The following is a 17,720-nucleotide window of genomic DNA, read 5'->3' on the forward strand; positions in this document are numbered from 1 at the left end:
AGCGGCGGCGGCATCGGAAAGTGGGAACCCGATGCGCACCGCCGCGGGTCGAGCGGGGTTACTTGATACCGGCCGCCGTGCACAGCGCCTGGAAGGAGCCGGTGCACACGTCGGAGGCCTTCTGGTAGCCGTCGGTGAACGGCAGGGTGATGTTGCTCTTGTCCACCACGACCGGGGTGGCCAGGTAGGACGGGACGTCACGGTTGCCGGTCCCGTCGTGGACCGTGGCCGGCGCGGTCGGCTTCTGGCCGGACAGGATCTGGCTGGCCAGCTTGACGGCCACGTCGGCCTCGCCCTTGACCGGCTTGTAGATCGTGAAGCACTGGTCGCCGGTCAGGATGTTCTGCAGACCGGTCGCGGTCGCGTCCTGGCCGGAGACGGCCACCTTGCCGTTGAGGCCCTGCTGCTTGAGCACGGTGATGACGGCGTTGGCCATCTCGTCGTTGGCGACCATGACCGCGTTCAGGTTCGGCGCGCCCTGCAGCAGCTTCTGGAAGGTCGACTGCGCGGTACCGGCCGGGTTGTCCCAGTTGCCGGACTGGTCGCCGGCCAGGGTCCAGCCGGCCTGCTTGCTCAGCACGCCCTCGTAGCCCTGCTTGAACAGCGTCGCGTTGTTGTCGGTCGCGGCGCCGTCCTCCTCGACGTACTTCACGGCGGTCTTGCCGGCCACCTGCGGGCACTTGACCAGGGCGTTGCCCTGAAGGGTGCCGACCGCGGTGTTGTCGAAGGACACGTAGTACTGCGCGCTGCCGCCGAGGGTGAGGCGGTCGTAGTCGATGGTGACGACGCCCTTGGCCTGGGCCTGGGCCTCGATCGCCTTGGCCGAGCCGGAGTCCAGGTTGACGATCATCAGGACGCCGACGCCCTCGTTGAGCATCGACTGCGCCTGGGTCGTCTGCGTCGTGGCCGAACCGTTCGCGTTCTGGATGTCGCAGACCAGACCCAAGCTGTCGCACTGGGTCTTGAGCTCGTTGGGGTCGGAGTTGACCCACCGCGGCGAGGAGTTGGTGTCCGGGAGCAGGACGCCGACCTTGTTGTTCGTGTAGTGCGGAGTGCCGCTGCTACTGCTGCTGCTGCCGCCGGCCGCGCTCGTGGTCGAGCTGCTGCCGCCGGTGGTGGAGCTGCCGCTGCTCTTCGAGCTACTGCATCCAGCTGCGCTCAACGCAACCGCGGCGCCGAGTGCGGTGATAGCGAGTATCGCCTTACGCATGGGAGCTTGCCCCTTTCTGGTTCCGCACGTCGCCTACCCCCGGGAGGCGCCGCCGATATGTTGACGCGCAAAACCTATTCGGGTTTCGACCATGATCGCTATGAGCTGGCGGACACGAATCCGCCATGAACACGTCACGAAACGGCAACGTCCGGACCGCCTTGGCGCCCGGCGGGCGGCCCTGCTACGGATACCGCCTCGTCCAGGCCCGCACAGACCTTGTGAAGCAGGGCACTTGCCTGGTCGGCCGGGGTGTGGCGAGAAGGCGTCGCGCACCTCAAATTCGCTCAACGCCGAGGCGCGGTACCGGTTCCGGCGACCGGTGATCACCACACGCCCGATCACGCTCGGCGACGATCTTTAGGTGCGGCGCGCAACCTTGATCTTGTCCTGTAAGCACCCTTTGACAGATGATGTGCCGCTATGTTCACCCCCGCCGACCGCGATCGTGTGCTCGCGGCGCTGGCCGCGCGCGCCGAGGCCGACGCGGACGTCACCGGCGCGGTGCTGCTGGGTTCGTCGGCGACCGGTCAGGCGGACCGCTGGTCGGATCGTGACGTCGCGCTCACGGTCGCCGGCTCCGCGGATGTCGCGGCGGTCACCGAAGGGTGGACCAGGGCTTTGGCGGCGGATCCGAACGATTGAGGCCTTTGTTCGGGGCTTTGTTGTCCGGGGCCTGGGTCGGGAACCGCGGACTATTCAACTTATCCCGGCGGTCGGTTCGTCCCCGGCCGTCACTCCCAGCGTGAGGGCCGCGTCAGCCCTTCGCTGATCTTCGTCCTCTGATCTCCGAGGGCTGCGTTGAGCTGGGTCTGGGTCAGGAATATGGCGCCGGTCAGGTCGGCTCCGGCCAGGTTCGCGTCGCGCAGGTCGGCGCCGATCAGGTCGGCGCGGCGCAGGTCGGCGCCGGAGAGGTCGGTGCCGATCAGGTAGGCGCCGCGCAGGTCCGCGCCGTGCAGGTCGGCTCGTGGCAGGCGGGCGCCGATCAGGTCGGCACCTCGCCGGTCCTTCTTGCGGCCGGTGCCGATGCCGGCTCGGATCAGGGTGCTGACTTCGGAGAGCAGTTCACTGACACCCTGGCGGTGGGCGGCGACGTCCAGGGCCAGCAGTTCGTCGGCGGGCAGCCCGGTGAGGCGTTCGGTCTCCTCGGCGGACCAGCTGATCTCGGTGCGCAGCGCGGAGGCCGCGGCCAGGGTCTCGGCTTCGGTGAGGTACCAGAGCATCTCGTGCAGTTGGCGCATCAGCGGGAGCGCGGCGAACATCTGCGCGGCGGTGTGCGGGGCCTCGCGCCAGGACACGCCGCCGAAGGTCTGCTGGGACAGCTTCTGGCCGGCGCCGAAGCAGTCGTAGACGGTGCAGCCCTGGAAGCCGCGGCCGCGCAGTCCGGTGTGGATGGAGCAGCGGTCGTCGGCGGCGAGGTTGGGGCACGGCGTCCCGGCGGACTTGTCGACGGCGAAGTCCCGGGACGCCGTGAAGGCCAGCCCCACGCAGCACAGCGCGAAGCAGTCGGCGCAGTCGGCGCTCAGGTCGGTGCGGGGGCTGGGCATCAGGGTGCTGCTTACAGCTGGCGCATCACGTCGTTCGCGATCAGGTCCAGGTGGTCCAGGTCGGACAGGTCCAGGATCTGCAGGTAGACGCGCTGGGTGCCGATGCCGGCGTAGCGGCCGAGCTTGTCCACGACCTCCGCCGGGGTGCCGGCCAGGCCGTTCTCGCGCAGCTCGGCCGGCTCGCGGCCGATCGCGGCGGCGCGCCTGGCGTACTCGGCCTCGTCGCGGCCGACGCAGGCCACCAGGGCCGCGGAGTACGTCATCGACTCCGGGGCGCGGCCGTTGGCGGCGACGGCCTCGCGGACCGTGCCGAACAGGCGTTCGCTGTCCTCGAAGGACCTGAACGAGGTGTTGTACTCGGCGGCGTAGCGCGCGGCCAGGCGCGGGGTGCGCTTCGGGCCGCCACCGCCGATGATGATCGGCGGGTGCGGCTTGGTGACCGGCTTGGGCAGCGCCGGGGAGTCGCTGAGGGTGTAGTGCTCGCCCTTGAAGCTGTAGGTCGCGCCTTCGGGGGTGTTCCACAGCCCGGTGACGATCTCCAGCTGCTCCTCCAGCAGGCCGAAGCGCTTCTCCGGGAAGGGGATGCCGTAGGCGGTGTGCTCGTCGCCGAACCAGCCGGTGCCCAGGCCCAGCTCCACGCGGCCCGGACCGGCCATGGCGTCGACCTGCGCGACGGCGATGGCCAGCGGGCCGGGCAGCCGGAAGGTGGCCGGGCTGACCAGGGTGCCGAGCTTGATGCGGCTGGTCTCGCGGGCCAGGCCGGCCAGCGTGATCCAGGCGTCGGTGGGCCCGGGGGCGCCGGTGACGTCGCCCATCTTCAGGTAGTGGTCGGAGCGGAAGAACGCGTCGAAGCCCAGGTCCTCGGTGGCTTTGGCGACGGTGAGGAGGGTGTCGTAGTCGGCGCCCTGCTGGGGCTCGGTGAAGATGCGCAAGTCCATGGGGCAAGCCTTTCACACGGTGCGGCGCACTCGCGGCGGCGCTCGCGCGGCGGATGCACGTCGGGTGCGCCGCGGATGCGCGGCGGACGCACGAGCCGAGGACGCGCGGGCCACCCGTGCGTGACGGTGCCGGTACGGCAGGATGGCGTCATGCGCATGCCCTACGTCAACAGCCGCCTGGCCCCGATGGGCACCACCATCTTCGCCGAGATGTCGGCGCTGGCCGTGGCCACCGGCTCGATCAACCTGGGCCAGGGCTTCCCGGACACCGACGGCCCCGAGGAGATCAAGCGCGCGGCGGCCGAGGCGGTGCTGTCCGGGCACGGCAACCAGTACCCGCCCGGGCCCGGCATCCCGGAGCTGCGCAGGGCCGTGGCCGAGCACCAGAAGCGCTTCTACGGCCTGGACTTCGACCCGGACACCGAGGTGCTGGTCACCGCCGGCGCCACCGAGGCCATCGCGGCGGCGCTGCTGGCGCTGCTGGAGCCCGGCGACGAGGTGGTCGCGTTTGAGCCGTACTACGACTCGTACACGGCCTGCATCGCGATGGCCGGCGGCGTGCGCGTGCCGGTGACGCTGCGTCCCCCGCACTTCCGCCCCGACCTGGACGCGCTGCGCGCCGCCGTAACCGACCGCACCCGCCTGCTGCTGCTGAACACCCCGCACAACCCGACCGGCATGGTGCTCACCCGCGCCGAGTCCGAGGCGATCGCGCGGCTGGCGTGCGAGCGCGACCTGCTGGTCGTCACCGACGAGGTCTACGAGCACCTGACGTTCGGCCCCGAGCACATCCCGCTGGCCACGCTGCCCGGGATGCGCGAGCGCACGGTCACGATCGGCTCGGCGGGCAAGACCTTCTCCTTCACCGGCTGGAAGGTCGGCTGGGTGACGGCGCCGCCGGCGCTGGTCTCCGCGGTCCGCAGCGCGAAGCAGTTCCTGACGTACGTGGCGAGCGGCCCCTTCCAGTACGCCGCCGCTACCGCCCTGGCTCTGCCGGACGAGTACTTCACGACGCTGCGCGCCGACCTGCGGCGCAAGCGCGACCTGCTGGCCGGCGGGCTGAGCGCGGCCGGGTTCGAGGTGTTCGTGCCGGACGGGACGTACTTCGTCACCACCGACATCAGCGGGCTGAGCGAGAAGAACGGGATGGAGTTCTGCCGCGAACTGCCTGAGCGGTGCGGCGTCGTGGCGATTCCGAACCAGGTGTTCTACGACGACGTCGAGGCGGCGCGGAGCCTGGTGCGGTTCGCGTTCTGCAAGAAGGACGAGGTGCTGGTCGAGGCTGTCGAGCGGTTGGGGCGGTTGAAGGGTTAGCCAGGCGTGCGTTCGCCGTCAGCGAAAGCGCGCGGGTTCCGGGCGGTCGCTTGCCTAGGGTCGGTTCCATGACCGACTACGAAGCCGCATTTCAGGCCTATGAGAAGCTGACGCCCCTGGACCCGGCGGCGAAGCCGGCCGCGATCCTGGTCGCGGGGGTGCCGGGGGCCGGAAAGAGCACGTTGGCCGAGGGGTTGGCGCGGGAGTTGCGGGCGGCGGTGTTCTCCACGGACTGGCAGCTCGGGGCTTTGACGCCGTTCCGGGTGCTGACGGAGGAGAACATGGTGCCGCTGGCCGAGATGATGCTCGTCGGGGCGCTCGCGCGGCAGCTACAGCTGGGACTGGACGTGGTGCTGGACGTGCCGGGGCACGAGGTCGAGGTGCGGGAGCGCTATCGGCGGGTGGCCGAGAGTCTGGGGGCGCGCTTCGTGGGGGTGGAGTGCGTGTGCTCGGATCCGGAAGTGCACAAGGCGCGGGTCGAGGGTCGGGACCGGGGGATCCCGGGGTGGCGGCCCACGGTGCCGTGGACACATGTGCAGCGGATGCAGGGGTTGTGGGAGGCGTGGCCGGAGCCGCATCTGGTGCTGGACTCCGCGACACAGGATGCTGAGACGTCGCTCAAGCAAACGCTGGACGAGGTCTCGGCGACACGCACCGCCTGACTAAGGCTCCTGCGACAGACCGCCGGCCCCGGCCCGCGCGAAGCAGGCCGGGGCGGCGAAAAGGCACCGGGGATCCGGTTCTCAGAGCTTGATGACCTGGCCCGGGAAGATCAGGTTCGGGTTCGAGATCTGGCCCTTGTTCAGCTGGAACAGGCTCTGCCAGCCGCCGGCCACGTGGTTGGTGACGGCGATCTGCGACAGCGTGTCGCCACTCTTGATGGTGTAGGTCGCACCGGTCGGCTGAGCCTGCGGGGCCGCGTTCTGGGCCGGGGCGGGCTGAGTGTTCTGCTGCTTCGGCGCGTTCCAGTTCCAGGACTGCTTGTACTGCTGCTGCGGCTGCGTCTGCTGCTTCGGCGCCTGCTGCTGCGTCTGGGTCTGGGTCTGCTGCTGGGTCGTGCTGGAGCTGCTGGAGCTGGAGCCGGTCGAGCCGCTGCCCGGGTTCACGGCGGCCGCCGCGCCACCGGCGCTCAGGCCCGCGCGCGGGCCGCAGACCGGCCAGGCGCCGGGGCCCTGGGAGGCCAGCAGGTTCTCGGCCACGGCTATCTGCTGGTCCTTGGTGGCCAGGTCGGCGCGCGGGGCGTACTTGCCGCCGCCGGCCCCGAGCCAGGAGCTGGTCGAGAACTGCAGGCCGCCGTAGTAGCCGTTGCCGGTGTTGATCGACCAGTTGCCGCCGCTCTCGCAGGAGGCGACCTGGTCCCAGGTGGAGACGCTGGCGGCGCTGGCGGTGGAGGCCATCAGGGCGGGCAGCACGACCGCGGCGCCGGCCACGGAGGCCACGACGATCCCGGCCTTCTTGCGGCCGGACAGCATGGACTTGCTCATGATCAGTCAGCTCTCTCCGCCACGCCGGCCAGCGCTGGGCGCCAGCCTCCTGCTCCGATCACGGGGGTCGGGTGCAGAAAATGACTCTCGCGGTCCGGGGCAGGAATGCGGCGTGCCGGCCGGCGAGGTCCCCGCTCGTGGCGGGGCATGCCCCAGACGGTAAGCACAAGCCTGAGCAAATCACAAGAACGATGACATGCCGTTGATAAGGGACACACCGGCAGTAAGGGAATTGGCGCCTTTCCGACGCAGATCTCACGAAGCGTGGCGAGCGGATCACATTCGGGACAAACGAATCCGGGAAGGCCCTGAACTCTTCTCAGAGCCTTCCCGGAGGGGCAAAAACGGACTAATCAGCCCATATGGCGCCTATGTCCGCGTTCCTGGCGCGGCATGCTCTGCACGGTCGGCGGAACGACGGCCGGTAGCGTCGCGACCTCGTTCAGTTCCTGCTGGTAGAGCGCCGCGGCGTCCGGGAGCTTCGGGAACCGGTGCTGCGGCCGGTCGTGCATACGCAACGTCCCGGTCAGGTCACCGACGGTGCGGCGGCGCCAGGCGCTGATGTTCGTCTCCCGCACGCCGAAGCGGCGCTCCAGCAGCCGCAGCGTCGAGGTGTGGTCGAACACCTCCGAGCACACGAAGCCGCCGGCGCTCCACGGCGAGACCACGATCGTCGGCACCCGGAAGCCGAGCCCGGAGGGCCCGGCGATGCCCTGGCACTCCGCCGGCAGCGGGTCGACGGTGATCCACTCCCCCGGCGTCCCGGCCGGCGCGGTCGGCGGCCGCACGTGGTCGAACAGGCCGTCGTTCTCGTCGTAGGTGATGATCAGCAGGGTCTTGGCCCACACCTCGGGGTGCTGCCCGAGCGCGTCCAGCACGCCCCAGATGTACTGCGCCCCGGCCCCGGGCAGCGCCGGCGGGTGCTCGCTGGCCTCCGGCTGCCCGATCGAGGGCAGGTACTGCGAGTTCAGCCAGCTGACGGCGGGCAGGTCGCCGTTGGCGATGTCGTCGGCGATCGCCTGCGGCGGCCGCGGCTGCATCCCGTTGATCCACAGGGGGGAATCGTGCGGGGCGTTCTGGAAGCTCTGGAACCAGCTCAGGTCCGAGCCCTGAGTGTTGGCGACGTAATAGCGCCAGCTGATGCCCGCCGCCTCCAGGCGCTCGGCGTAGGTGGTCCAGCGGAACGGCGCCGGGTTGCTGTTGCTCACCACCGGGCCGCCGGCCACGCCGTCGGGGTCGTTGGTGCCGCTGATCGCGAACAGCCGGTTGGCGTGCGTGGGGCCGAAGGCCGAGCAGTGGTAGTTGTCGCAGACGGTGAAGGCGTCGGCGAGCGCGTAGTGGAACGGCAGGTCCTCGCGCGTCAGGTAGCCCATGGACCACGGGCCGCCGTCGGCCGGGCGGTGCGCGGCCATCCAGCCGTCCATGGCGCCGTTGTTCCAGGAGGCGTGCTGGCCGTGCCAGCTGTGGTCGGTACTCGGGTACTTGGCGCCGCTGGTCTTGGTGGTGTCGATGCGGAACGGCAGGGTGTAGCCGTCGGGGTTGGCGGTGTCGGGCTGGTAGAACACCGGACGGCCGTCGGGCAGGCGGATCGCGTCGCGGTCGCCGAACCCCCGCACGCCGGACAGCGTGCCGAAGTAGTGGTCGAAGCTGCGGTTCTCCTGCATCAGGATCATGACGTGCTCGATCTGGTCCAGGGCGTGCAGCCGGTCGTCCGGGGCGGCGGCGGCCATCGCCTTGGTGAGCGAGGCCGGCAGCAGGGACAGGGCCGAGGTGGCGGCGCCCGTGGTGAGCAGGCGGCGGCGGGTCAACGACATGCGCGGGCTCCCGTCTTCGCCGGACCGGTGCGGATCCGGCGGATAGAGATCAGAGAATTGAGATGTCGTCCTCCTTTGGCAAGGTAATCGCCGATGGTGGATTCGGGGAGAACGCACGGATGCCTCGCGGTGCGGCGATGATTGCCGGGTGACCGTTTCCGTCGTGTGGGCCCGCGAGGCCATCCCGTCCGGACCGAGCGTCTTCCTGGCCGGTCCGACTCCGCGTTCCGAGGCCGTGGCCTCCTGGCGTCCGCAGGCGATCGCGGCCCTGGAGGCCGCGTGGACCGCGCCGCGGACGCTGCACGTCCTGGTGCCGGAGAGCCCGGGAGGACTGCGGGAAACCGAGTACGAGGACCAGATCGAGTGGGAGTGGGAGGGATTGGAGCGCGCCTCGGCGATCCTGTTCTGGATCCCGCGCGATCTGCGGACATTGCCCGGCTTCACGACGAATGTGGAGTTCGGATTCGTCGCGCGCACCGGCAAAGTGGTGCTCGGCTGCCCGCCGGAGTGCCCGAATCCGGAAAGGAACCGGTACCTGATCCGGTTGGCGCGTAGGTTGGGCGTACCTGTGACGCAGACGTTGGCGGAGACCGTCACGAAGGCGGTGGAGATCATCTCAGCGATCGACATCACGCCTTAGTCTCGGGCGGTGCACTTTTGGACCGGGATATCGGGAATGACCCTCCGGTCTGTGCACTCGCCGTCAACCCGTTGCGGTAGCGTGGCGAAGCACTTCGCACGTCCAACAACAATGGGGGTAACACCATGTCCACCACGCGTGGCGTACGGACTCTCGTCGGCTTGGCAGTGGCCTCGTCAGTCATTCTGCTCGGGGGCTGCGCTTCGTCCGGAACCACCACCGGCTCCACCGGGGGGAACCCGCTCGCGGGCGGTCTGGGGTCGAGCACGACCGCCGCCTCCGGCGGGTCGTCGTCGACCGGCGGGTCGTCCACCGGCGGCGCGTCGTCGTCGGACACCGCGGGCTCCACCGGCGGCGCCTCGTCCTCGGACAGCTCCAGCACCGGCGGTTCCTCGGGGGGCACCGTCGGCGGGCTCGGGGGCAGCGACCCCGGCTGCCAGGCGGCCACCTCGGACCTGGCCAGCGGCTCCAGCGCGCTCAGCGGCGCGGCGAGCGACCCGGCCGGCGCGCTGTCCGCGATCAAGGGCATCGGGGACAAGCTGCACGCCGACGCCGGGAAGTCCACCAACCCGGCCGCGGCCGCGGCGATCAAGAAGGTCGGCGACGACTACATCAACCTCGCGCAGCAGGCCGGCGCCGGGAAGATGCCCGACACCACCTCGGTGCTGAACGACGCTCAGGCGATGGTCACCGCCTGCCAGGGCTGACGAGCCCGCACGGCGCCGCATCGGGCGGCGGCACCACAGCACCACAGCTACACAGCACGACGGCCCGGCCGGGGATTGGATTCCCGGCCGGGCCGTCGGCTTTCCGTACGCTACCGGCTCATCTCAGAGCTCACACACACCCGTGGATGTCGCTCGTCGAGGAGGCCACGGTCGTGTCCAGCAGGCCGGGCACGATCACGTGCACCGCGTTGACCGTGAGCACGTGGTCGGTGGCGGTGTTCGTGGCGATCTGCTCGTTCAGGATCAGCTTGATCCCCAGGATGTTCACCGTGGTGTTCGGGCCCGGGGTGACGCTGACCGGGACCACGACGCCGCCGACCGTGATGCTGGCGATGGTGGCGCCGCCGGTGCTGCCGGAGCAGACCGAGTGCGAGGTGGACGTGACCGCACCGATCGCGATCGCCGGCAGGCCCAGCAGGCCAATGCCGACGTGCTGCACCGAGGCGTTGGCCGTGGAGGAGGCGGGGCCGACCGCGGTGGAGACGTTCGCGCACAGAGTTCCGGCGCTGATCAGGCCACTGATGGTCACCACGCACGGCGGCGAGCTGTTGCTGGCCACGGTGGTCGCCACCGGACCGGCCTCAGGGGTCGGTGTGATGCCCACCAGGCCGGAGGATTTCAGGCCGTAGGCGTCGCCGGTGAGCAGGACGTCCCAGATGACCGAGACGGTGTTGGAGGTGATGGTGCCGGCCGGGTTCGACGTCGAGGCGCCGACGGTGTCAGTGCCCGAAGCCGTGCCGGTATAGCTGAACGTCGCGTTGCCCGAGGCGTCCGTGGAGACGGCGCCTCCCACCCCGGCATTCGGGCCGCTGGCGACCTTGAACGCGATCGACGCGCCCTGCAGCGGGTCGCCGCAGCTGTTGACGTAGGTGGCGGTGACCGAGGCCGTGGACCCGACCGCGAGTTCCTGCTGGCTCGGCGCCAGCTTCAGGATCGAGCCCGGGCACGAGACGCTGCCGACCGGGGCCCACTGCTGGGACTCGTTGCCCATGCCGCAGCTGGCGCCGTCGACGCCGCCGGTGTTCAGGATCTTGCCGGTGTCCGGGAAGTTGCTGACCACGCCGTCGATGGACACCGTGACCAGCGGGACCACGCCGGACTGGTTGCAGTTCCCGGACCAGGACGCGCCGTTGGGCCCGATGTCCGAGGTGTCGAAGGAACCGTCGGAGGTGCAGCCGGAGCTGAAGGAGTTGATGGTCTGGGTGACGATGTACTGCCCGTTCGGACCGAGCGGGACGTTGTGCCGCCAGATGTCGAACACGCAGGTGCCGAAGCTCACCTTGATGTAGTCGACGTTGACGTTGACCCCGGTGTTGTTGATCACGCGCAGCGCGCCGGCGTCGAACGTGCAGCCGCCGGGGACGCTGCAGCCGCCGTAGGTGACGTTCGGCGCGCCTTCCCACGGGGTCGGGAAGTTGTTGGGGTTCGCGCGCAGGTTGTCGGCGTAGCCGACCTGCACCGCGACGTTCGCCGCGGCGTGCGCCCGGCTCGCGGGCGCGACCACCACCGCGGCGAAGGTGAGGGCGAGCATCCCGAGGAACGCCAAGGCTCTTCGTACACTGATTGAGGCTGCTGACATGTTCCACCCCTTCTGAACCCGAATGGGAACCGCGCGGCACCATCCCCACTGGGACCACCAGTTCACCGGTGGCCGGGCCGCGCGAGGAGTGAACCTATTCGAGCTCTGATTCGGTTGTCTGCCGGGCGGGAGCCGGGCGTCGGCTGGCGCACCGGGAGGCCGGACGCCATGCTCATGCCGCATAGACCGGCGCCCGGCGGCGGACGTCGGCTGAATCAGAGAACTGAGTCAGTTGGCGGCCGGGGTCAGCAGCTCGGCGGACAGCCCCAGCGCGCCGGAGAACACCTCGCGGCCGGCCGGCGTGACGAGCACCGCGCGGGTACTGCCGACCCGCCGGATCCAGCCCTTGTCGAGAGCGTGGCCGCACAGCGCCGCGCCGACGGCACCGGCCAGGTGCGGACGGCGCTCGGTCCAGTCCAGGCACGGCCGCAGCGCCGGCCGCTTGGCCGCGGCGGGCACGTCGATGGCGAGCTCGGCGAGCCAGCGCTCGCCACCCGGCGTGAGCCGCAGGCCGTGCTCCCAGTCCACCAGCGCGCGCTCGGTCATCGCGTCGGCGATGGCCACGCCGACCCGGCCGGCCAGGTGGTCGTAGCAGGTGCGGGCGTGGGCCAGCGCGCGCCGCCGGCTGTCGGCGGACAGCGTGCGCGGCGGCGGTGCGGAGCGCACGGGTGCGGCGGCGGCCAGGGTCTCGATGAGCTCGGCGACCTGCTGGTCGGCCAGGCGCACGTAGCGGTGCCGGCCTTGGCGTTCCTCGGCGAGCAGGCCGCCGGTGACCATGGCGTTGAGGTGCTCGGTGGCGGTGGACGGCGCGACGCCGGCGTGTCTGGCCAGCTCGGTGGGGGTCCAGGCGCGGCCGTCGAGCAGGGCCAGGCAGAAGGTGGCGCGGGTGCCGTCGGCGAGCAGGCGGGCCATGGCGGCCAGGTCGGCGCCGGCCAGCAGGGGGTTCGCGGTGGTACTGCCTGTGCTACTGCCTGTGGTGCTCATACCAGCGATTATTCTCCGGCCGGAGTTCGGCGGCCGCCGAAGTGTCCGCTGCCTACGGTCGCTCCATGAGCAGCGCAACGAGTAGGACGAGCACGCAGAGCGCACATGTCACGCAGGGCGCGCATGTCACGATCGAGCCGTCGATCCTGTACTTCGGCACCCCGGTGGTCCTGTTGTCGACCGAGAACGACGACGGCTCGGCCAACCTGGCGCCGATCTCCTCGGCGTGGGCGCTGGGTTACACGATCGTGCTCGGTCTGGGCGCCGAGGGCCAGACCGCGTACAACCTGGCACGGCGTCCGCAGATCGTGATCAACGTCCCGGGGCCGCACCTGTGGCGGCGGATCGAGAGCCTGGCCGGGGTGACCGGCCGGTTCCCGGTGCCGGAGGGGAAGCCGCCGGGGATGCGGTTCGAGCCTGACAAGTTCGGTCTATCGGGGTTCACATCCGCCGAGTCCGAGCTTGTCAATCCGCCGCGGGTCGCCGAGTGCGGCCTGCAGTTCGAGGCCGCCGTGGCGCGGGCGCTGCCGGACGTCACCGACGACTTCCTCATCGTGGAGGCGCGGGTGCTCCGGGTGCACGCCGATCCGGCGATCGTGATCCCGGGGACGAACCATGTCGAGCCGGCGGCCTGGAGCCCGCTGATCTACAACTTCCGGCACTACTTCGGGCTCGGGCGTGAGCTCGGCTTCACCTACCGGAGTCAAACCCCGCGCGGTCCGGCGTCTCAGGACTCGCATACCGATTAGTAGCGATCTACCTGGGCTTTTTGATCTGATGCTCCGTTATATTACTTGTCAGTAGCTCGTGACTTCTCATGCCGGCGGTAGTAGAACAAGTTCTCAAAATCCGCACCATGTGAGGAGCGTCACATGAGCGCAACATCAAGGCCAGACCCAGGAGCCCGAGGTCTTTCACGGCGCGGATTCCTGGCGGGAACAGGCACGGTTCTGGGTGCGGCGGCGTTGGGGGGCTTCTCGGCCGGGCGCGCCTCGGCCGCCGCGCCGCGCAGCACCCCCATCTCCAACGGGGCGCACGTCCAGGCGCTGGTCATCGGCACCGGATACGGCGGTTCGGTCGCGGCGCTGCGGCTGGCCCAGGCCGGCGTCGCGGTGGAGATGATCGAGATGGGCATGGCCTGGAACACCCCGGGCTCGGACGGCAAGATCTTCTGCAACCTGACCAGTCCGGACCAGCGGTCGTTCTGGCTTCGGACGCAGACCAAACAGCCGGTCGGGTACTTCCTCGGGATCCCGATCGACCGCAGCATCCCGAACTACACCGGGATCCTGGACGCCGAGGACTTCGCCGGGATCACGGTCTACCAGGGCCGCGGGGTCGGCGGAGGTTCGCTGGTGAACGGCGGCATGGCGGTCACGCCGAAGCAGTCGAACTTCGGCGCCATCCTGCCCTCGGTGAACCCCGCCGAGATGTACAACGTGTACTACCCGCGCGCCAACGCCGGGCTCGGCGCCGGGGTCATCCCGAACAGCTGGTTCAACACCACGCAGTGGTACCAGTTCGCGCGGGTCGGGCAGAAGCAGGCCGCGCGCTCGGGCTTCCCGTTCGAGTTCGTGCCGGACGTGTACGACTGGACCTACATGCAGGCCGAGGACGCCGGCACCGTCCCGCGCTCGGCGCTGGCCCAGGAACTGCTCTACGGCAACAACTACGGCAAGAAGTCCCTGCAGAAGACGTACATCCCGGCCGCGCTGGCCACCGGCAAGGTCAACATCACGCCGCTGCACAAGGTGACCTCGGTGTCCCCGGCCTCCGGCGGCGGCTACACGGTGCTGATGAACCAGCTGGACACCTCCGGGAACGTGGTCGTCACCAAGGAGGTCACCGCCGACAAGGTGGTCTTCGCGGCCGGCAGCGTGGGCACCAGCAAGCTGCTGGTCCAGATGCGCGACACCGGGCAGCTGCCGAACCTGAACGACCAGGTCGGCCAGAACTGGGGCGACAACGGGAACATCATGGTCGGCCGGGCGAACCAGATCTGGGACCCGACCGGCTCCAACCAGTCCACGGTCCCCTGCGGCGGCATCGACAACTGGACCGCGGGCGGGGCGTTCGCCGAGGTGGCGCCGCTGCCGATCGGGATCGAGACGTGGGCCTCGCTGTACCTGTCGATCACGAACAACCCGCACCGTGCGCAGTTCTCGTGGAACCCGGCCACGCAGAAGGTGGACCTGAGCTGGCAGCAGGCGTGGAAGCAGGACGGGATCACGATGGCCAGGACCATCTTCGACAAGATCAACTCGACCGAGGGCACCATCTACCGGACGGACCTGTTCGGGGTGTACAAGACCTGGCAGGACGAGCTGACGTACCACCCGCTGGGCGGCGCGGTACTGAATCAGGCCACGGACAACTACGGCCGGCTCACCGCCTATCCGGGGCTGTACGTGATGGACGGCGCGCTGATCCCGGGCAACACGAGCGTGAACCCGTTCGTGACCATCACCGCGCTGGCCGAGCGGAATATCGAGAACATCATCGCGAACGGCGGCTGAGCTGATCGATGGCGGATGAGCTGATCCCCACCGCGGTGTGGGGTACCGGGAACATCGGGCGTGCGGCGATCCGAGCGGTCGCCGCACGCCCCGGGCTGGCGTTGTGCGCGGTGCTGGTGCACGATCCAGCGAAGGTCGGGCGGGATGCCGGGGAGTTGGCGGGGCTGGGGTGCGCGCTTGGGGTGGCGGCTGCGTTGGCGCCGTCTGCGGGGACGGGGGCGGCGGCCGCGGGGGCGGCGGGGGCCGGGGCGGCGACTACGGGAGCGGCGGCGGGGGCCGCAGGGGCGGGGGCGGCGACTGCGGCGTCCTCGGCTGCGGGATCTGCGGGATCTGCGGGATCTGCGGCGTCCGCGGCGTCCGCGGCGTCTGATGTCGAGGCGGCGCTTGGCGGGGCGCGGGCCGTCGTGTACGCGGCGTCCGGCGACGTGCGGCCCGAGGAGGCGCTGGACGACGTGGTCCGCGCCGTGCGGGCGGGCGCGATCGTGGTCACGCCGGCGTTGTACGCGTTCTACGATCCGCGCAGCGCGCCGCCGGACCAGCGCGAGCGGGTGCTCGCGGCGGTGGCCGAGGGCGGCGGGTCGCTGTTCGCCTCGGGCGTGGATCCGGGGTGGGCCAACGATGTGCTGCCGCTGATGATGACCGGGCTCGGGTCCCGGATCGAGGCGGTGCGCTGCCAGGAGATCTTCGACTACTCGACGTACGACCAGGAGGACTCGGTCCGGTACCTGGTCGGCATGGGACAGCCGATGGAGTACGAGCCGCTGATGACCGCACCGGGCGTACCCACGATGGTGTGGGGCGGCCAGATCCGGCTGATGGCGCGGGCCCTGGGAGCGCAGCTGTCGGGGATCTCGGAGCACGTCGAGCGCGCGGCACTGGGCGAGGACGTCGAGACCGCGACGATGGGCAAGTTCGCGGCGGGCACGCAGGGCGGCGTGCGATTCGAGGTGCGCGGCGAAGTCGGAGGCGTGGCGCGGATCGTGATCGAGCACGTGACCCGCATCCACGGCTCGGTGGCCCCGGAGTGGCCGCAAGCCCCGGACGGCGTCGGGGCACACCGCGTGGTGATCGAGGGCCGGCCCCGGATCGAGGTCACGATCGAGGCCGCCGACGAGGGCGGAAACCGCTCGGCGGGCGGAAACGCCACAGCCGTCGGCCGCCTGGTCGGCACGATCGACTGGCTGGCGGGGCAGGCGCCGGGGGTTTACGACGCGCTGGACGTGCCGGTGGCGCCGGCATTCGGGATCTGGGAGGACGGGACGCAGTGATCATCGACATACCAGAAGGCAAGGAGCCGATCGGCTACGTGTGGGGCGAGATGGTGCCCGGCATAGGGCCCGCGGCGGCGGCGTTCTCGATGGCGGTGTATCAGCACACGACATTGGGCCTCCGCGAGTTCGAGGCGGCACGGCTGCGCATCGCCCAGATCAACGGCTGCCTGTTCTGCCTGGACTGGCGCACCGAACGCGACGGAGCGAAGGTCGAGGACGGCTTCGACGCTGCGGTCGCCGAGTGGCGCACGGCCGACGGCTTCGACGAACGGACGCGGCTCGCCGCCGAGTACGCCGAGCGGTACGCGCTGGACCATCACGGCCTGGACGAGGAGTTCTGGGGGCGGATGCTCGCGGCGTACTCGCAGGCCGAGGTGGTGGAGCTGACGATGTGTCTGGGGTCGTGGTTGGCTTTCGGGCGGCTCAACCATGTGCTGGGGATTGACGCGGTGTGCGTGTTGCCGGGGCACTGAGGCGGCGGCGGGGCGGGGTGTGGCGGCCCGGCAGTGCAGGGCGGGGCGGCGCAATGTGTTGCGGTGCGGCGTGAGGAAACGAGCGGTGGTAGGGCGGCGCGGCGGTACCGACAGTGGCCGGGCGGTATGGGGCGGCAAGGCCGCGGCGCGGCGCGAGCGGTCCGGCGCTGCGGCGTGAGATGGTACGGCGCGAGACGGCGGCGCGGCGGCACCGGGCGGTGTGACCTGCCGGTATGGGCGGCAGGGCCGCGGCGCGAGCAGTCTGGCGCGGGGCGCGATGCACTGTGTTGCGGTGCGGCGGAGTTGTGCAGCGGCCCGGCGGGGCGGTCGGCGCATTCTGTTAGGACATTTTCGCCCCTTGTATACGTATAGCGCCCGCCACCGACACTAACTCGCGCCGCCGGAGAGCTGCTCGCGCCGCCGGACAACTGCTTCCGTCACCGATGCCGACTCGTGCCACCGCCAGCGACCGGGACACACTGGGGCGGCAACGCTGCCGCCCCCACCATCGTGAACTCCCCGGCGCCCCGCCGCCTCAGCGCGAGAGCTCCACCATCGTGTCCTCGAAGTCCGGGAACTCGTCGCGGGCTGCGGCGACCACTTCGCGGGCCGTCATGCGGTCTGTGCCGGCGTGCTTCTCGGCGATGGCTGTGAACTCCGGGTGGGGGTTGGAGCGGCGGGTGGGGTGCTCCACGGCTTCGTAGGGGCCTGAGCCGTCGGCCACCAGCCAGAGGAACGAGGGCAGGTCGCAGGCGACCACGCCGGTCTCGCCCTCCGAGCCCAGGAACACGATGGGCTGCTCGGCCAGGGGGGCTTCCTCGCGGACCAGCCAGAAGGCTGCGTAGCCGCCGTCGGCTGTCTGGCCGAAGACGCGGAACTGGTCGGCGTCGGCGTCCGGGTTGCCGGTCCAGCCTTGGAACCAGTCGGCGGTGTCCTCGGAGTCCAGGAACTCCTCGAAGGGTTCGAAGTCCACCGGGGGGTGTTCGGGGGCGTCGTCCTCGTCGCGCTCGTCGTCGCCCTGCTCGTCCTCGTCGGCTTCCAGGGGGAAGCCGATCGCGGCTATCGCGGCCAGCGCCGCGGGCAGGGCGAGGTCGTCGTCGTCTTCGATAGTCACGAGCCGTAGATTAGCCGCGCCCGGGCCGTCTACTCCAGCCTCCCGGGGAGCATCTCGGGGTGGCGGGCCGATGGCGCGCTCCCTAGGGGTATATCCGATGGCGCCGGC

General features: G+C 70.4%; 17 protein-coding genes. 9 read left to right on the forward strand and 8 right to left on the reverse strand.

Going from position 1 to position 17,720, the window contains the following annotated elements; genetic code table 11:
* Positions 1–58: 58 nt before the first annotated feature.
* Positions 59–1,210, reverse strand: a complete 1,152-nt coding sequence (locus tag ABH920_RS28465) for a sugar ABC transporter substrate-binding protein (protein ID WP_370352234.1) — start codon at positions 1,208–1,210, stop codon at positions 59–61.
* A 423-nt stretch (positions 1,211–1,633) separates the two neighbouring features.
* Here ABH920_RS28465 and ABH920_RS28470 point away from each other — a divergent pair, with 423 nt between their 5' ends.
* The gene (locus tag ABH920_RS28470; RefSeq protein ID WP_370352235.1) at positions 1,634–1,855 is read left to right on the forward strand and encodes a hypothetical protein; all 222 of its coding nucleotides are present in this window, start codon (positions 1,634–1,636) and stop codon (positions 1,853–1,855) included.
* A gap of 89 nt (positions 1,856–1,944) precedes the next feature.
* Here ABH920_RS28470 and ABH920_RS28475 read toward each other — a convergent pair whose 3' ends face one another.
* Positions 1,945–2,757, reverse strand: a complete 813-nt coding sequence (locus tag ABH920_RS28475; RefSeq protein ID WP_370352236.1) for a pentapeptide repeat-containing protein — start codon at positions 2,755–2,757, stop codon at positions 1,945–1,947.
* Between the two features lie 11 nt (positions 2,758–2,768).
* A complete protein-coding gene (locus tag ABH920_RS28480; RefSeq protein ID WP_370352237.1) occupies positions 2,769–3,695 on the reverse strand; it encodes an LLM class F420-dependent oxidoreductase in 927 nt (308 codons plus the stop codon).
* 150 nt (positions 3,696–3,845) lie between these two features.
* Between ABH920_RS28480 and ABH920_RS28485 the strand changes: the two genes are divergently transcribed.
* Positions 3,846–5,009, forward strand: a complete 1,164-nt coding sequence (locus tag ABH920_RS28485) for a pyridoxal phosphate-dependent aminotransferase (protein WP_370352238.1) — start codon at positions 3,846–3,848, stop codon at positions 5,007–5,009.
* A 68-nt stretch (positions 5,010–5,077) separates the two neighbouring features.
* On the forward strand, positions 5,078–5,671 hold the full coding sequence (locus tag ABH920_RS28490) for an AAA family ATPase (RefSeq protein WP_370352239.1): 594 nt from the start codon (positions 5,078–5,080) through the stop codon (positions 5,669–5,671).
* Between the two features lie 81 nt (positions 5,672–5,752).
* Here ABH920_RS28490 and ABH920_RS28495 read toward each other — a convergent pair whose 3' ends face one another.
* Both ABH920_RS28495 and ABH920_RS28500 read right to left on the reverse strand, forming a co-directional pair.
* Positions 5,753–6,493 (reverse strand): transglycosylase family protein, encoded by a 741-nt coding sequence (locus ABH920_RS28495; protein ID WP_370352240.1) that lies wholly within the window; start codon positions 6,491–6,493, stop codon positions 5,753–5,755.
* A 353-nt stretch (positions 6,494–6,846) separates the two neighbouring features.
* Positions 6,847–8,307, reverse strand: a complete 1,461-nt coding sequence (locus ABH920_RS28500) for an alkaline phosphatase family protein (RefSeq protein WP_370352241.1) — start codon at positions 8,305–8,307, stop codon at positions 6,847–6,849.
* Between the two features lie 148 nt (positions 8,308–8,455).
* On the opposite strand from ABH920_RS28500, the gene ABH920_RS28505 reads away from it, so the two are divergent.
* Positions 8,456–8,947, forward strand: coding sequence for a nucleoside 2-deoxyribosyltransferase domain-containing protein (locus ABH920_RS28505; RefSeq protein ID WP_370352242.1), 492 nt, complete (start codon positions 8,456–8,458; stop codon positions 8,945–8,947).
* A 125-nt stretch (positions 8,948–9,072) separates the two neighbouring features.
* Positions 9,073–9,654 (forward strand): hypothetical protein, encoded by a 582-nt coding sequence (locus ABH920_RS28510; RefSeq protein WP_370352243.1) that lies wholly within the window; start codon positions 9,073–9,075, stop codon positions 9,652–9,654.
* A gap of 130 nt (positions 9,655–9,784) precedes the next feature.
* On the opposite strand, the gene ABH920_RS28515 is transcribed toward ABH920_RS28510, so the two are convergent.
* A complete protein-coding gene (locus tag ABH920_RS28515; RefSeq protein WP_370352244.1) occupies positions 9,785–11,254 on the reverse strand; it encodes a choice-of-anchor P family protein in 1,470 nt (489 codons plus the stop codon).
* Positions 11,255–11,482: 228 nt separating this feature from the next.
* Positions 11,483–12,238, reverse strand: coding sequence for an ArsR/SmtB family transcription factor (locus ABH920_RS28520; RefSeq protein ID WP_370352245.1), 756 nt, complete (start codon positions 12,236–12,238; stop codon positions 11,483–11,485).
* Positions 12,239–12,303: 65 nt separating this feature from the next.
* Between ABH920_RS28520 and ABH920_RS28525 the strand changes: the two genes are divergently transcribed.
* The 4 genes from ABH920_RS28525 to ABH920_RS28540 all read left to right on the forward strand — a co-directional run bounded on the left by ABH920_RS28525 (position 12,304) and on the right by ABH920_RS28540 (position 16,498).
* Positions 12,304–12,987: a flavin reductase family protein gene (locus ABH920_RS28525; RefSeq protein WP_370352246.1), complete on the forward strand. Its 684-nt coding sequence runs from the start codon at positions 12,304–12,306 to the stop codon at positions 12,985–12,987.
* A gap of 123 nt (positions 12,988–13,110) precedes the next feature.
* Positions 13,111–14,754 carry a GMC oxidoreductase gene (locus tag ABH920_RS28530; RefSeq protein WP_370352247.1) on the forward strand — a complete coding sequence of 548 codons (1,644 nt, stop codon included), beginning with the start codon at positions 13,111–13,113 and terminating at the stop codon, positions 14,752–14,754.
* A gap of 8 nt (positions 14,755–14,762) precedes the next feature.
* Complete coding sequence (locus ABH920_RS28535) at positions 14,763–16,022, forward strand: dihydrodipicolinate reductase (protein WP_370352248.1); 1,260 nt, start codon at positions 14,763–14,765, stop codon at positions 16,020–16,022.
* On the forward strand, positions 16,019–16,498 hold the full coding sequence (locus ABH920_RS28540; protein ID WP_370352249.1) for a carboxymuconolactone decarboxylase family protein: 480 nt from the start codon (positions 16,019–16,021) through the stop codon (positions 16,496–16,498). The genes ABH920_RS28535 and ABH920_RS28540 overlap by 4 nt, the downstream gene beginning before the upstream one ends.
* Positions 16,499–17,033: 535 nt before the next feature.
* On the opposite strand, the gene ABH920_RS28545 is transcribed toward ABH920_RS28540, so the two are convergent.
* Positions 17,034–17,606 carry an SMI1/KNR4 family protein gene (locus tag ABH920_RS28545; RefSeq protein WP_370352476.1) on the reverse strand — a complete coding sequence of 191 codons (573 nt, stop codon included), beginning with the start codon at positions 17,604–17,606 and terminating at the stop codon, positions 17,034–17,036.
* Between the last annotated feature and the right edge of the window lie 114 nt (positions 17,607–17,720).

It is taken from the genome of Catenulispora sp. EB89, assembly GCF_041261445.1.
Classification (GTDB): Bacteria; Actinomycetota; Actinomycetes; order Streptomycetales; family Catenulisporaceae; genus Catenulispora.

Coding starts and splice junctions, on each gene's coding strand:
- ABH920_RS28490 (WP_370352239.1), top strand. CDS start 5,078: ATGACCGACTACGAAGCCGCATTTCAGGCCTATGAGAAGCTGACGCCC.
- ABH920_RS28535 (WP_370352248.1), top strand. CDS start 14,763: ATGGCGGATGAGCTGATCCCCACCGCGGTGTGGGGTACCGGGAACATC.
- ABH920_RS28480 (WP_370352237.1), bottom strand. CDS start 3,695: ATGGACTTGCGCATCTTCACCGAGCCCCAGCAGGGCGCCGACTACGAC.
- ABH920_RS28530 (WP_370352247.1), top strand. CDS start 13,111: ATGAGCGCAACATCAAGGCCAGACCCAGGAGCCCGAGGTCTTTCACGG.
- ABH920_RS28495 (WP_370352240.1), bottom strand. CDS start 6,493: ATGAGCAAGTCCATGCTGTCCGGCCGCAAGAAGGCCGGGATCGTCGTG.
- ABH920_RS28475 (WP_370352236.1), bottom strand. CDS start 2,757: ATGCCCAGCCCCCGCACCGACCTGAGCGCCGACTGCGCCGACTGCTTC.
- ABH920_RS28485 (WP_370352238.1), top strand. CDS start 3,846: ATGCGCATGCCCTACGTCAACAGCCGCCTGGCCCCGATGGGCACCACC.
- ABH920_RS28520 (WP_370352245.1), bottom strand. CDS start 12,238: ATGAGCACCACAGGCAGTAGCACAGGCAGTACCACCGCGAACCCCCTG.
- ABH920_RS28500 (WP_370352241.1), bottom strand. CDS start 8,307: ATGTCGTTGACCCGCCGCCGCCTGCTCACCACGGGCGCCGCCACCTCG.
- ABH920_RS28465 (WP_370352234.1), bottom strand. CDS start 1,210: ATGCGTAAGGCGATACTCGCTATCACCGCACTCGGCGCCGCGGTTGCG.
- ABH920_RS28470 (WP_370352235.1), top strand. CDS start 1,634: ATGTTCACCCCCGCCGACCGCGATCGTGTGCTCGCGGCGCTGGCCGCG.
- ABH920_RS28510 (WP_370352243.1), top strand. CDS start 9,073: ATGTCCACCACGCGTGGCGTACGGACTCTCGTCGGCTTGGCAGTGGCC.
- ABH920_RS28525 (WP_370352246.1), top strand. CDS start 12,304: ATGAGCAGCGCAACGAGTAGGACGAGCACGCAGAGCGCACATGTCACG.
- ABH920_RS28515 (WP_370352244.1), bottom strand. CDS start 11,254: ATGTCAGCAGCCTCAATCAGTGTACGAAGAGCCTTGGCGTTCCTCGGG.